The following is a 12,883-nucleotide window of genomic DNA, read 5'->3' on the forward strand; positions in this document are numbered from 1 at the left end:
TTTCTTATTAAATTCGTATAACATAAAAGTGATTAAATGTTTCAGAAACTTATTAGTTACGTTGAAAAGTATTCAGACATACAATTAAATTGTTCTGAACGAGAATTGTTAAAAAGTAAATTTCAAGAAAAAAGCTTACGAAAAAGGCAATACTTTTTAAGAGCGGGTGATGTATTAAAGTATACTGCTTTTATTACGAAGGGGGCGATGCGCCAGTTTTGCATAGACGAAAAAAAGGAAACGAGAAGATTGTTCAGCTTTTTGTTGAAAATTACTGGGCAGATGATCGTGCCAGTTTGACCTCGCTAGAACCCTCAGAATATTATATTCAAGCGTGGGAAGACACACAAATGCTGATCATCTCACAAAATGATATGTATGAACTCAAAGATAATATTCCTGCGATCGCACAGAATGCTAAAGGTTATGGATGACAAGCACGCTATTGCTTTGCACAAAAGAATTAATTCAATGATATGCACTGCGGCAGACACTAGTACCAGGAATTCGAAAGGAGATATCCACATTTTCTACAACGGTTCCCACAGCATTTTATCGCTTCTTATTTAGGAATTACTGGAAGAATCATTAAGCAGATTAAGAAGACAAAGCTACTGTTAGTGTTTCATTGTTATTTGCTATTGTCCTGCGGATGATGGAACAGGATGACGCAAATCACCACATCTAATAAACTTTGAAGTCTACTTGATCTGCCATTACTTTGAAGGTGTAGGCTTATTTTACATGCCTTACGAACTCGTCAATAGGCCATCTCACTTTTTTCATTTTGGCAAGCGGATCCCTTTTTCTTCGTCCCTAAAACCTAATGCGATCAGCACAACACTTTTCAGTCCTTTCTCTTTTAATCCCAATAGCTCATCAAAGCCATCAGGATCAAATCCTTCCATAGGTGTTGCATCTACTTTTTCAGCTGCGGCCGCTATCAGGCGCAGTGCCCAAAGCGATGTAAGCTTGCTTTGTCGCCCAGGTAAAAAATTCGGCGTCCGTTTCGAACAATAGACCACCAAGCCCTTCTTTTCTTAAAACTTCCAGATCTTCCACCGGAACGCTTCTTTCCCCGGCGATCAGCCTGATGTATTTGTCAATTGATTCTTCATTAACTGAGTCATAAGCGGCAAATACTAATAAGTGAGCTGCTTCTGTAATCTGTTGGGTTAAATGAATGAACACTTTCCGTTGTCTCCTTAGCTCAGCATTATCAATAACAAAAAGTCTGTAGGGCTGTATTCCGTAGGAGGAGGCGGAGAGGTTGATAGCAGTAATGATCCTTTCTATTTTTTCATCAGATACTTTCTCATCGATGTATTTCTTTGTGGCATAGCGCCATTGCAGCGCTTCAATTAGTTCCATTTTTTTGTTTATTTATTGATATAGAAATCAAAATCTTCTATTAGAAATGTTGATGGGTATTATGATTTTTGATCTGGTAAAGGGCTTATCGTTCCCTTCATCGGATAAAAGCTGCCGTCTGCCAGGGTTGCGTTACTGTAAAGGATTCCTGTTTTCGTGATCTTCAATATGCGTAACCGTCGCACCAGTGGCTTCCCTCCATGCCACCATGTACACCTGCGGACGCACTTCTGCCATCACAATCTGAACTTTTTCAGTGTGGCCTGGTTCGCCCGGGCCGCCTCCTTCGATGATTTTGAAGGTCAATGAATCAGTGGTCTCAAAATGTAGTTCTGCCTTGAATGATCCCAGATCAGCCAGGAATTTGTTGCCGATTAAGTTATTTTTCATTTGGATTGTGATAAGTGAATGAGGTCATTGCGTTTCCACTTGCGGTTTTAGAAGCTGCTACTTCTTCCTGCACCACGTCCCAGTGCTCTGCTATCTTCCCGTTCTCAAACCTGAAAATACCCACTACGATCAGCGGCGCAGGCCCCCAGCCGTGCACCTGGCTATGTGCTAAAACAAGGTCATTTACTTCTAGGAAAATGCCTGGAGTCCGCTTGGAAGCCCGGTTCAATAAATTGCAAAAGATCTCTCAAACCCTGACGACCATTGATCATCGATGGGTTATGCTGCACATACGCCTCATGCCAATAGCGTTCGATCGCTGTGTGGTCTCTCTCAACGAAAAACGCTTGCATAGCCTTTACTACGGTTTCTTTATTTGTCATTTTATGTTTGTCTAGAATACTGATTTTGATTTGGTTAACTCACAATACAAGAAGCTGCTTAGCTGTCGAGAAAAACATATAGTGACTTGATTTTTCCATTCTCGAAATGCGCGATATCCATTCCGGTCGCGACAGGGGACTCACCTCTGGGGCGCTGCTCCCCCAGATCAGCAAGCAACACCCAGAATTGATCAGGATGTTGCTTGCTGATTGTCAATTATTTTCTGGTACAGGAGTCGCTAAAAGCCGCAATTCCCAGGCGAGCGATACGCCGCTTCCTCCCCCATGTTCCAATATAACACCGGATAACGGACGGGCTGTTTCCATCCGGGCCCAGTCGGCGTTTGCCATTGAGCAGCAACGGCCATCCAGTTGATTGGCACCACACCTGCCTGAACCATTCGGCGTACTGCCATATCGTGAGCTTCTGCTGTAACGCTTCCACATGCATCTGTAACCACAAATACGTCATAGCCTTCACTTAATGCCTGAATCGCGGGCATGGCAACGCAAACCTCTGTCCACAAGCCGCACAGGATCAGTTGTTTCCGACCACTTTCTTTTACAATGTCAGTTACCTTCGGATCTTCCCATGTATTGATAAATGTCCGGTTGATCGGTTTTTGTTCAGGGAAAACATCCTGTATCTGTTTGATGATGTAGCCGCCGCGTTCTTCAATAACCGTTGTCAGAATGGTGGGGGACATTTGAATACTTTTGCTGCCTTTGAGAGACCGGTAACATTGTTGATAATGATGGTAGGCTCGTGGCTGTTCAGGTTGGTGAACTGGTAAGGCTGGTGATCGATGAGAACGAGAATGCTGTCTTCTGGACGCAGAAGGGCTTCCAGGCCTGTTTTTGCATTTTGCATGATACTTTGCTTTTTGATTTATAAAGGCAAAGTTCCGATGCAGCGTAAAAGTAAAAGATGATCTAAGACAAAAAATACAGTAGACAAATAGCTACTAACTCAATAAAAAGCCGAGATGACTATCCTCGGCTCGCATATTAAAATGGCTAACAGATCTATATAAAACACTCAACATTGAAATCAATTGGTAATTTCGGTTTGCAACTAATTTCCTGTTGCCGCTGCAATGATCACATCGGCAACTGGTTCTGAAACGAACAGCGCGTGACGGACATTATGTTTGTAACAGCTGACGCCTAACGCGGCTTAGCGTATTTTTAGTGATACCCAGATACAACGCAATGATATGCTGCGGAAATCGCTGTTGTAGTTCGGGATAACAGTCGATAAATTCAGTGTAACGTTTTTGTGCAGTGGAACTCATGATTGAAGTTAGCCTGCGCTGATTAGCAATGTTATTTTTTTCGTCAAGCTGCTGTATCATTTGAGAAAATGCAGGTATTTTTCTTATTAGTTCTAAGGTGTTTGCCCTGTTAATCAAAAGCATTTCGGTATCCTCCCAGGCATCGATATTGTAGATGCTTGCTGTAAGCATAACCCAGCTTTCGCGGTCTCCCATCCACCAGTTTTCAACCCCTAACCTGACAATATGTTCAGTGCCTTTATCATCCACAAGATATTGTCGCATTGCACCCTTAACTATAAACGCAAAGTTTTTACACTGGTCGCCAGCATGTAGTAAATATTGTCTTTTTCTGTAATTTGGATGGAATCAATGCATTTTTGAGCAACACCTTTTCATCTTCTGAAACGGGCTCAGAACTAAATTTTTCCAGATAATTATAAAAAGCCTCGTACATAGAATTGAGATTGATCTGTTAGCCGGTTTGTCTAAGTAAGAACCTAAACAATCATATCTATGGCATAGTTTACACCGCAAAATCCATTCAAGAACTGACGGTTGATACTATTGGTCGAGGTTTCTTTTCTTTTAGTCATGGCCGGTATATTGATAATACATTAATTGAATTAGTGAGTTGAAATTAAACATAATAGTTCGTTCCGCTGATGATTGTGAATGTCAGCCATTACCTGCTGAAATACCTCCCGTTCAAAATTCCTGTTGATACACACATCGACAGATCTCAGATACTCCTGCTGTCCTTCGATTTCACGTTCGAGTTTCTTGGCATAACCTCTCAAAAGGCTATTGCCGCTGGCAGAGATATGTCGCGCGTTCAGCCGTTTAAGGGCCACGGTGTCCAGCCTGAGCTTGATACCAGCGTGTTGTTCATGATCAGGAAGTACCGGGTCAAGTTCACCGATGCCGGTCAGTTTGATAATGGCAGGAAGTGTTAATCCCTGAAAAACGAGGGTAATAAAGATCACTACGAAGGTGATGAAGATGATCAGGTCGCGGTGGGGGAACGCTTTCCCGTCATTCACGTACAGCGGGATGGATAAGGCAGTTGCCAGCGATACCACACCGCGCATGCCTGCCCACCCAATGATGAGCGGATTTTCCCAGCCCGGCGATGGCTTTAACCTTGCCTTTTTACTGAACCAGCGTGGAATATGTACGGTAGAGAATATCCACAAAAGTCTGATCCCAATAGCAATGAGACTGATAAAAACGCCGTATTTGATAGCCTCTGCGATGGATACATCACCCAACCCACCTACGATTTCCGGCAAATCCAGCCCGATCAGTATGAAGACCAAAGTATTCATGATAAAAATGAGCGTGTGCCATACACTCGTCATCGTTGCCCTTGTACTACCAGTCTTAAATATTTCATGCGCACGGAAAGACATGAACAGGCCTCCGCTCACGACGGCCATCACGCCGGAAAAATGAAAATGCTCTGCCGATAGAAAAAGAATGTATGGCGTCATCACGGTTAACGTGGCATCAATGGCAGGCGAAGTAGGCATAAAACGATGGATCACATACATGACATACGCACCAGCCAGCTATACGTATCTTTTGTGCGAGCATAACCAGCAGCATCACTACGAAAGGAAGTCCCAGGATAAAAAGCAGGTTGTCATGCATTTCTGTTAAAATTTAAATGCTAACAGTGAACTAATAAAAAAGCCATCTCTGTGCTGAGGTATCACGTCGTCAATAAAGCCTCCGGTCTTAAAATATTGCACGCCGACATTATAACTCAGGAACCTGCTGATCTGCCAGGATACCGTAGAAACATATGCTGTGCCAATATAGCGGCTGTCTGAATCTGACGAACCCAGACTGAGAGAACCATCCGGGCGGTAAATGCCATCCTGCAGGGATTGCCGCCAGTAAAAGACCGTCTCTGCTGAAAGCAGCACGTTCCTGACCGGATTCCAGCTGAGGTTCGGATGAACAGAAAACAGGTTCGCGGGACCGGCCTGCGGGTTCATACCGAAATAACCTCCGTTCGGATACAAGGCGTTAAATGTGCCCAGCTTGCCGTCACCCTTAACATCGTCACCTGAAATAAAATCGCTCCGCAGCTTCACTGTCGGTGCCCCTCTCAGGTTAGCGAAGCGATAACCAATATCCATGGAACCACCCCAGGCGCGAATATCTGACGCCCCAAACTTGCCCAGCTGATAACCAATCTCAAAATTGTAGAGCAGTTCATTTCCGTTCCCCCACAACCGGGTACCCACGGTATGTCGCAATTCAGCGGCAACACCATCATCGAACCGTGCCTCAGCCCGGTCGATGCCCAAATAGTATAGGTCGAGATTAAGCATTTTAGCCGCAGGATATGTGCCGTAAACGCCCCAGAGTCTAGATCTTCGGTTAATGCGATTATCAAATACGCCGGTCCTTACACCTCCAGCCGCCATAACGAAAGCATCCAAGTTCCATTTTGAGGATGCATAGGCAACCTTAGCTCCGTCGAAATACAAGCGAAGATTGGGCCCCTCGCGGACATCGAGCAGCCGTCCACTGCCGTATTGTAATTCCTGGCGCCCCAACCGGAAGGTTATCCTGCGATCCATTCCCTGGTAAGGGATCAGGTCTATGAAAAGGTTCTGAACATTTAGTTGGTCTTCATCGATGGGCCGCGGTCCCGTCTTTCGCCAGTTCTCCAGGCCGCTTCGTAACTGCCCAAAGATTCTGACCCTATCGCTTAAATGCAGATCTGCATGCAGCTGGTAACGCTGCAGGAAGAAAATGTTTCGGCCAACGTTCATTGCACCCCAGTCTTCGTGCACGGCCCGGTCCAGTTCACCACGGAGCTCGCCACCAAAAGAAAGATAGGTTTTTCCGCTTTCCGAAAGTGGCAGGTATTTCAGCTTCTTATAAAAGGTTCGTGAACTGTCCTTGAATGCTGAGTAGTCCTCATCAAAACGCATCAGCCTGAAATTCTGACCATTAGAAAATTTTGCCAGTATTAACAGACTTACACATAATACAATTTTCATTTTCATCAGCCGTGTATTTATTAATTGATCTCCGTTAGCCTGCCTCCCATCATGGCAAGATCCATTTTACCGATCTGAGACTCATCCGGAAATAGCTGCACCTCGCCACGGGCCTTACAGAACGAACACGAAAGACATGACCGGTCTAGCCTGGCATGTAGGTCATTCTATTAGTTGACATACAAATCTCTGAACGGGGATCAATCAAAAAGATGACAATTGTGAAAAAAAGAAGTAGATAAAAGTCTATTATTGCCTGAAAGGGAACCAATGAAGCGGCGTTATTTTAGCCTTTGCTTACGTAAAACACGGCTTAGCGTATCTTTACTAATACCCAGATAAGAAGCGATAATATGCTGCGGAAAACGGACGGCAAAAGCCGGGTAACGTTCTATAAGGTCGGCATAGCGCTTGCCGGCAGTGTCGGCTAAGGCCGAAGTGAGACGCCTGTTATTGGCAATTTCCGCGGCCTGATCCAGCCTCATTTTCATTTCAGTATACGCAGGAATGTTATTTATCAGTTCAGCATCCCCTTCCCTTTTGATTACAAGCAACTCACAAGGCTCCAAGGCATCAATATGGTAGCGGCTTGGAGTACGGTTGAAAAAACTCTCCCGATCACCCATCCACCAATCCTCAAGGCCTAGTCTGATGATATGTTCCGACCCTTTCTCATCCACCGAATACATACGCATGGCTCCTTTGACAACAAATGCATAATCCATACAAATATCGCCGGCTTGCAAAAAGTATTCTTTTCTCCCTAATCTTAACGGCGTAAAGATTTGCCTGATCATTGCCTTATCCTCACCCGAAAGTGGCTTGGAGCTGTATTTTTTCAAATAGTCGAAAAATGCGTTATACATAGGCAATCCGCGGGTTCACCACTGAATTAAATATTATGGATGATCCTGCAAATATAAATCAAAATGAATTTTTAAATCACTTCGAAAGATTGAAATAGTTTACAAATACCTTAAATACAAGTCTTTACAAATTATAGGTCTAATAAAACCAAAGCTCGGCAAGGTAAAATCCCCGATCCTTTCAGCTGTCGCATTAACAGGCTAGTGCTAGTATGAAGCGACATTTGTCGACGTTTTTTTTTAGCAATTCTCATCGTCTTCGAAAGCCCGTTAGACGCAATTTTGCATTGTTATTTTATCCAAAGCATTGATGTCGTAAGGGCCTGATCAGAAAGAAGTAAGAAAGGCAGTGGAGCCTTTAAAAATGCACGTTTTATCAATCAAGACAAATATCTATGAAAAAAGCTATTTTATTACTCACTACTGTGCTTATCAGTTTAGGATCACATGCCCAAACGGGAAGTCCTTCAGCTGGTGCGGACCTGATCGTTTATCATGCTAAGATCACGACTCTGACGGCAGCACAGCCGCAGGCCACTGCGCTTGCCATCAGTGCCGGCAGAATTTATGCAGTCGGCAACGATGAAGAAATTCTTGCTCTTAAAGATGGTCACACCCGTCTGATTGACGCTGACAACAGGCGCCTGATTCCTGGACTGGAAGATCCGCATATACATGCGCTGAACGAACGAAACTTCAATCATAAGGTAAGATGGGATAATGTGCCGACACTTAAAAGGGCATTGGAAATGCTGACCGAGCAAGCGGCGAGAACGCCAGATGGTCAATGGGTTAAGGTGGTCGGTGGGTGGTCACAGTACCAATTTAAAGAACAGCGCCAGCCAACCACTTGAAGAATTGAATAAAGCAGTGCCCAATAAGCCGCTTTATGTTCAATATGCTTACAACAGGGTTTGGCTCAACAAACCGGCTATGGAATTCTTTGGAGTCGGAACCTCGAAATTCCCGCTGCAACCCGGTACAGAACTCCAAAAAGACACAAAAGGGAATTACACCGGGGTGATAGACGGTTACACGTTCCAATTCCTGGCTATGGAGGGCATGACGCCACAAGCGACAGCGGACGAGCAGACCAGTTCCCTTGAATATCTGATTAAAGACCTGAACCGCTTCGGGCTCACTTCGGTCATCGATAACTCCAGCTTAATGGGCTATCCAGAAGGTCACGCACCGCTTCAAACACTTATTAAGGAGAAGAGGCTGAATATCCGTTTTCCCTTCGCTGACCTCGGGTTTAGTTATGATCCAAATAAAACCTGGGTAGATATCGAGATCGAGAGGATTACCAAGATCTCACCAGTGAGTCCGGGACAAAATTTGCACCCCACTTTGGAGCATGGCTATGAGTATGAAGGGACCGGCGAAGTTCTCCGTGCCGAGACCCATGACCATGAGAATTTTGACAAACCTACTTTTATTGTTCCAAATGAGAAAATGAGGAAATATGCTGAGGAGGACATTCGTAAACTCATACAAAAGCGGATTCCGTTCCGTATGCACATGACCTACAATGAAAACCTGACACCATTCCTGGACGCGATGGAAGAAGTGGTCAAGACTACGCCACTCGATGGCATGCGCTTTGGCATAGAACATGTAGAAACAATCAGTGATGAAAATATTGAGCGGATTAAGAAGCTGGAGGCGGCATTGCCCTTGACAATAAAATGGCGCTTCACGGCGAAGCCTTTGCAAAGACCCACGGCAGAGATAAAGCCTTGTACACACCAAGGTTCAGGGCGCTGATGAAAAGCGGTATCCCGTTATCATTGACTACCGACGCCTTCCGTGTTTCACCAGGTAACCCGTGGCTCGGTATTAGCTGGGCAGTAACCGGCAAAGCCGTTTCGGGTAATGTTATTCTTGCTGAGGATAACCGCCTGACACGCGAAGAAGCACTGAAATTATATACCATTGGTGCTGCCTGGTTTGAAAATCAGGAACTCGACAAGGGACGCATCGCACCGGGTAACCTCGCAGACTTCGTGCTGCTGAGTGATGATTACTTTTCTGTGCCTGATGACCAGATCAAAAACCTGCAATCTGTCCTGACTGTTGTAGGCGGAAGAGTGGTTTATGGCTCAGATAAGTTCAGTGACCTTTCGCCAAAGATCGCTGATCCGCTGCCCTCCTGGTCACCTGTGAAGTATTTTGGCGGTTACCAGTTTCAAAAATAAACGTAACAAAGGTTAAGCAGTGGTTGAAAAATCCCAGGTAACAGTGCCTTTCTGTCCAAGTCAGATGCAGTTATAAATATTTTATATAGGTAATGGAGCAGTACAGTTGTAATCAAAATAGCATCCCGGATTCTGGGATGCTATTTTCCCAAGCGTAAAAAAGAGCCCACTAAACAAGTTTCGAAGCCTGCTAAAAAACATTGCTGGAAAGCCTGGATAGTTCACGTGACCCTCCATTTCAAAACCTTTAAAGATAACGTATATATAGAAACGGTATAATTCCCAAAGAAAAAGCGGAGCAATCGCCCAGGGTGACGCTACGGCTAGGGTTTGAATTCTAAGGCTGCAAATATTGAGTCATGAAAAAAGCCATAATTTTCAATATGATGCTAATTCCTTTTCGCCTAAGGCTATGAAGAATTCGGTTCAGAAAAAGGCTTTCAAAGACGAAGCATTATTTGATCAAATTGTAGCTAGTACTTTTCCCGAGACCAGTAAATTTTTTAAATATAATCAAGAGAATTCTATTGTAAATCTGGCTCGAATGATAAGTGTGAGCCAATACTTTGAAAATACTGACTATACGACAAATATCTTCAATTCCATTGTCACCGTAAGGGTGTTTTTATAGACAAATATCTACGATTTTATAAAACATATATCATCTCTTCACTTCAAGAGTATCACTAAAATTGCACCATTTACATCCAGTGCGCAATTGTTAGAAACAAAGACGCAAAAAAATAACTAAAACGAAGAATCAGATAAAATGGAAAATCAAGACAAATCAGCAGTAGAAAAAGCATTAAATGATTATTTCAATGCTCTAAACGAATCTAATGTAAAAACTGCCGTCAGTTCATATACAACAGACGGTGTATTTATAGCTGCGGGTGCACCAACCGCTATTGGTACATCACAATTGATCACAGCATATGAATATCTTTTCAAGGCTATCCAGTTAACTGTCGAAGTAACCATTGACGAGGTAATAATCAAAGATGATATCTCTTTTGTTAGGACACATTCAATTGGAACTACACGCATCAATGCGACCGGAGAAAATATTCCAGCGGAAAACAGAGAGTTCTTTCTATTAAGGAAGGAACAAGGGGAGTGGAAAATTGCGCGGTATCTGTTTAACCAACCTAAGTAGTCTGCGGGTGCACCAATCTGCCCGCACCCTATCTTGATCGCGGCATAGTTACCGGGTCCTACATACTTAATACAATTTAAAATCAGAAGAAAAATATGGAAATAGGCATAGATAGTTTTGCATCAGCGATGTACGGAAGTAATGAACTGAATAGCGTTGATGCAATGGAGCAACTGCTGGACAGGATTGTTGCGGCGGACGAGGCTGGGCTGGATGTGTTCGGGATCGGGGAACATCATAAAAAAGAATTTCTTGATTCTGTTCCGGCGGTGATACTCGCGGCTGCTGCTGCCCGTACCAAAAAAATCAGGCTGATGAGTGCGGTGACCGTGCTGAGCACATCGGACCCGGTGCGAGTGTTTCAACAATTCGCTACATTGGATATCATCTCTAAGGGACGTGCGGAAATTATTGCAGGCCGGGGTTCTGCCACAGAAGCGTTTCCGTTGTTCGGTTATAACCTGAATGATTATGATGCTTTATTCAAAGAGAAATTAAAACTGTTGCTGCAAATAAGGGACGAGGAATTCGTTACCTGGTCGGGCAAGTTTAGGCCCGCATTGCATAACCAGCCGGTATATCCCCGCCCGGTACAGAAGAAATTGCCAGTTTGGGTTGGCGTCGGTGGTACTGCGCAATCATTTGTCCGCGCCGGTACGCTGGGGCTTCCCCTGATGGTGGCCGTCATAGGCGGGCAGACAGAAAGTTTCAGACCGCTTGTTGATCTTTACAGAAAGGCCGGAAAAGAAACTGGTTTCAAGCCGGAAGATCTGAAAGTCGGACTGCATTCACCGGGCTATGTAGGCGATAACGATCAGTCGGCGATCGCAGATTATTATCCTGGCTATATGGAGTCTTGGTCTAAAATTGGCCGGGAGCGCGGCTGGCCGCCGGTTACCAAAGCCCAATTCGATGCAGGCGTCTCTCCAAAGGGAGTCCTGGTAGTCGGCGGGCCGGAAACGGTGGCAGAAAAGTTGAAAAGACATAGCGAAGCACTCGGCGGCATCGACCTTTTTACATTTCAAATGGACATTGCTGGCCTTACACACCAGCAGTTAATGCGGTCAATCCAGTTGATCGGCAGACAGGTCATCCCTCTGGTTCAATAGATGCGATATGGCTATCACCATCAAAAAACTTTCCTTAATTCTATTCGTCCACAGTCAATTTTTATGAAGAAGAATAGCAGCTTTTCAACCCAGGGGCAAAGGGCAGATATCGGCCCCCTGGAAATATCCCGAGTGCTACCTAACAGATATGCCGACGCGGTTGGGCCGTTCGTATTTCTTGACCATATCGTGCCAAGGATCCAGAGCGAGATTAATAAAAAAGTGACTGGCGCACATCCACACCGCGGCATTGCCACGTTGAGCTACATACTGAATGGCGAAGACGAACATTTTGACAGCGCGGGGAATTATGCCAAGGTTCATTCCGGAGGGGTCCAATGGATGAATGCTGGTAACGGGATCATTCATGATGAAACGTTGAATTATGATTCGCAAAGTGATTCCAAACTTGTACATGCTTTCCAGTTCTGGATCAATCTGCCCTCAGAGATCAAGGCTGACAAACCCGCTTATTTAGCCATTGAAGGAAACGAAGTGCCGCGCAAAGACCTGCCAGACGGGAAAAGTTGGATCAAAGTTATCGTGGGGACATTTGAGGATATAAGTTCGGTTATACCCAATTATTCACAGCAATTTCTTTATCATATCCATCTGGAAGCAGGTGCCGTTTTTGCGATCGAATTTGCGGACGAAATAGAGGTCGCCGCCTACCTTCCCGAGATGCCAGCCGTCATCAATGATGAAATATTCAATGTCGGCGAATTTATCGAGTTTGACAGAAAAGCAGGTAGTATAGAGCTAAAAAACGAACGCGAGAAAGCATGCGATCTCATATTATTTGGTGGAGAAGCGTATCAGGAGCCGATCTTCGCTGAGGGACCGTTCGTAATGAACTCCAAGCTGGACATAGCCATTGCTTACCGGGATTTTTATAATGGCGAATACGGCAAGATCGATTATGAGAAACAGAGATAGAAAGTCCACAACATCAATTAATTATCATTCCGAATACTACCAAAATGTATGGACTGATCAGGCAAACATGGTTGTGTCCATACATTTTCTAAACAATTGTGACATCCCCTTTTCGAAGCTCCGAAATGATCCTTAAATAAACCGATGCTACTCATAATGTAAAGTGTCTTTAAGGTGGAT

Annotated in this window: 16 protein-coding genes and 1 pseudogene; 6 read left to right on the plus strand and 11 right to left on the minus strand. The window is 44.4% G+C overall.

Annotated features, from left to right (window positions below; all coding sequences use genetic code 11):
• Positions 1-218 precede the first annotated feature (218 nt).
• Complete coding sequence (locus AC0IYG_RS00100) at positions 219-434, plus strand: hypothetical protein (RefSeq protein WP_471709006.1); 216 nt, start codon at positions 219-221, stop codon at positions 432-434.
• Positions 435-782: 348 nt separating this feature from the next.
• On the opposite strand, the gene AC0IYG_RS00105 is transcribed toward AC0IYG_RS00100, so the two are convergent.
• From AC0IYG_RS00105 to AC0IYG_RS00155, 11 genes are all read right to left on the minus strand, one after another.
• Positions 783-908, minus strand: coding sequence for a hypothetical protein (locus AC0IYG_RS00105; RefSeq protein ID WP_471709007.1), 126 nt, complete (start codon positions 906-908; stop codon positions 783-785).
• A gap of 19 nt (positions 909-927) precedes the next feature.
• The gene (locus AC0IYG_RS00110; protein WP_471709008.1) at positions 928-1,371 is read right to left on the minus strand and encodes a nitroreductase family protein; all 444 of its coding nucleotides are present in this window, start codon (positions 1,369-1,371) and stop codon (positions 928-930) included.
• Positions 1,372-1,503: 132 nt separating this feature from the next.
• The gene (locus tag AC0IYG_RS00115; protein WP_471709009.1) at positions 1,504-1,761 is read right to left on the minus strand and encodes a MoaF-related domain-containing protein; all 258 of its coding nucleotides are present in this window, start codon (positions 1,759-1,761) and stop codon (positions 1,504-1,506) included.
• On the minus strand, positions 1,751-1,990 hold the full coding sequence (locus AC0IYG_RS00120; RefSeq protein ID WP_471709010.1) for a nuclear transport factor 2 family protein: 240 nt from the start codon (positions 1,988-1,990) through the stop codon (positions 1,751-1,753). The genes AC0IYG_RS00115 and AC0IYG_RS00120 overlap by 11 nt, the downstream gene beginning before the upstream one ends.
• Before the next feature lie 212 nt (positions 1,991-2,202).
• Positions 2,203-2,361 carry a hypothetical protein gene (locus tag AC0IYG_RS00125; protein ID WP_471709011.1) on the minus strand — a complete coding sequence of 53 codons (159 nt, stop codon included), beginning with the start codon at positions 2,359-2,361 and terminating at the stop codon, positions 2,203-2,205.
• A gap of 22 nt (positions 2,362-2,383) precedes the next feature.
• Positions 2,384-2,851, minus strand: a complete 468-nt coding sequence (locus AC0IYG_RS00130; RefSeq protein ID WP_471709012.1) for an isochorismatase family protein — start codon at positions 2,849-2,851, stop codon at positions 2,384-2,386.
• Positions 2,833-3,015, minus strand: coding sequence for a hypothetical protein (locus AC0IYG_RS00135; protein ID WP_471709013.1), 183 nt, complete (start codon positions 3,013-3,015; stop codon positions 2,833-2,835). The genes AC0IYG_RS00130 and AC0IYG_RS00135 overlap by 19 nt, the downstream gene beginning before the upstream one ends.
• A gap of 274 nt (positions 3,016-3,289) precedes the next feature.
• Positions 3,290-3,718: a Crp/Fnr family transcriptional regulator gene (locus AC0IYG_RS00140; RefSeq protein ID WP_471709046.1), complete on the minus strand. Its 429-nt coding sequence runs from the start codon at positions 3,716-3,718 to the stop codon at positions 3,290-3,292.
• A 326-nt stretch (positions 3,719-4,044) separates the two neighbouring features.
• Positions 4,045-4,971, minus strand: coding sequence for a cation:proton antiporter (locus tag AC0IYG_RS00145; RefSeq protein WP_471709014.1), 927 nt, complete (start codon positions 4,969-4,971; stop codon positions 4,045-4,047).
• A 105-nt stretch (positions 4,972-5,076) separates the two neighbouring features.
• Positions 5,077-6,438, minus strand: coding sequence for an alginate export family protein (locus AC0IYG_RS00150; RefSeq protein ID WP_471709015.1), 1,362 nt, complete (start codon positions 6,436-6,438; stop codon positions 5,077-5,079).
• Between the two features lie 281 nt (positions 6,439-6,719).
• Positions 6,720-7,304, minus strand: coding sequence for a Crp/Fnr family transcriptional regulator (locus AC0IYG_RS00155; RefSeq protein WP_471709016.1), 585 nt, complete (start codon positions 7,302-7,304; stop codon positions 6,720-6,722).
• Between the two features lie 395 nt (positions 7,305-7,699).
• On the opposite strand from AC0IYG_RS00155, the gene AC0IYG_RS00160 reads away from it, so the two are divergent.
• From AC0IYG_RS00160 to AC0IYG_RS00180, 5 genes and pseudogenes are all read left to right on the plus strand, one after another.
• Positions 7,700-8,158, plus strand: a complete 459-nt coding sequence (locus AC0IYG_RS00160; RefSeq protein WP_471709017.1) for an amidohydrolase family protein — start codon at positions 7,700-7,702, stop codon at positions 8,156-8,158.
• Positions 8,085-9,502 (plus strand): annotated as a pseudogene (locus AC0IYG_RS00165) (amidohydrolase family protein). Before AC0IYG_RS00160 ends, AC0IYG_RS00165 begins: the two are co-directional and overlap by 74 nt.
• 769 nt (positions 9,503-10,271) lie before the next feature.
• The gene (locus AC0IYG_RS00170) at positions 10,272-10,658 is read left to right on the plus strand and encodes a YybH family protein (RefSeq protein ID WP_471709018.1); all 387 of its coding nucleotides are present in this window, start codon (positions 10,272-10,274) and stop codon (positions 10,656-10,658) included.
• 95 nt (positions 10,659-10,753) lie between these two features.
• Complete coding sequence (locus AC0IYG_RS00175) at positions 10,754-11,767, plus strand: Atu2307/SP_0267 family LLM class monooxygenase (protein ID WP_471709019.1); 1,014 nt, start codon at positions 10,754-10,756, stop codon at positions 11,765-11,767.
• Between the two features lie 63 nt (positions 11,768-11,830).
• Positions 11,831-12,703: a pirin family protein gene (locus AC0IYG_RS00180; RefSeq protein WP_471709020.1), complete on the plus strand. Its 873-nt coding sequence runs from the start codon at positions 11,831-11,833 to the stop codon at positions 12,701-12,703.
• The last annotated feature ends 180 nt before the right edge of the window (positions 12,704-12,883 follow it).

Source organism: Dyadobacter sp. AC419, from assembly GCF_979253085.1.

Bases quoted from the DNA above. Each gene is read 5' to 3' on its own strand.
- AC0IYG_RS00105 (WP_471709007.1), bottom strand. From the start codon at position 908: ATGGAAGGATTTGATCCTGATGGCTTTGATGAGCTATTGGGATTAAAA.
- AC0IYG_RS00110 (WP_471709008.1), bottom strand. From the start codon at position 1,371: ATGGAACTAATTGAAGCGCTGCAATGGCGCTATGCCACAAAGAAATAC.
- AC0IYG_RS00115 (WP_471709009.1), bottom strand. From the start codon at position 1,761: ATGAAAAATAACTTAATCGGCAACAAATTCCTGGCTGATCTGGGATCA.
- AC0IYG_RS00130 (WP_471709012.1), bottom strand. From the start codon at position 2,851: ATGTCCCCCACCATTCTGACAACGGTTATTGAAGAACGCGGCGGCTAC.
- AC0IYG_RS00135 (WP_471709013.1), bottom strand. From the start codon at position 3,015: ATGCAAAATGCAAAAACAGGCCTGGAAGCCCTTCTGCGTCCAGAAGAC.
- AC0IYG_RS00145 (WP_471709014.1), bottom strand. From the start codon at position 4,971: ATGTATGTGATCCATCGTTTTATGCCTACTTCGCCTGCCATTGATGCC.
- AC0IYG_RS00150 (WP_471709015.1), bottom strand. From the start codon at position 6,438: ATGAAAATTGTATTATGTGTAAGTCTGTTAATACTGGCAAAATTTTCT.
- AC0IYG_RS00155 (WP_471709016.1), bottom strand. From the start codon at position 7,304: ATGTATAACGCATTTTTCGACTATTTGAAAAAATACAGCTCCAAGCCA.
- AC0IYG_RS00160 (WP_471709017.1), top strand. From the start codon at position 7,700: ATGAAAAAAGCTATTTTATTACTCACTACTGTGCTTATCAGTTTAGGA.
- AC0IYG_RS00170 (WP_471709018.1), top strand. From the start codon at position 10,272: ATGGAAAATCAAGACAAATCAGCAGTAGAAAAAGCATTAAATGATTAT.
- AC0IYG_RS00175 (WP_471709019.1), top strand. From the start codon at position 10,754: ATGGAAATAGGCATAGATAGTTTTGCATCAGCGATGTACGGAAGTAAT.
- AC0IYG_RS00180 (WP_471709020.1), top strand. From the start codon at position 11,831: ATGAAGAAGAATAGCAGCTTTTCAACCCAGGGGCAAAGGGCAGATATC.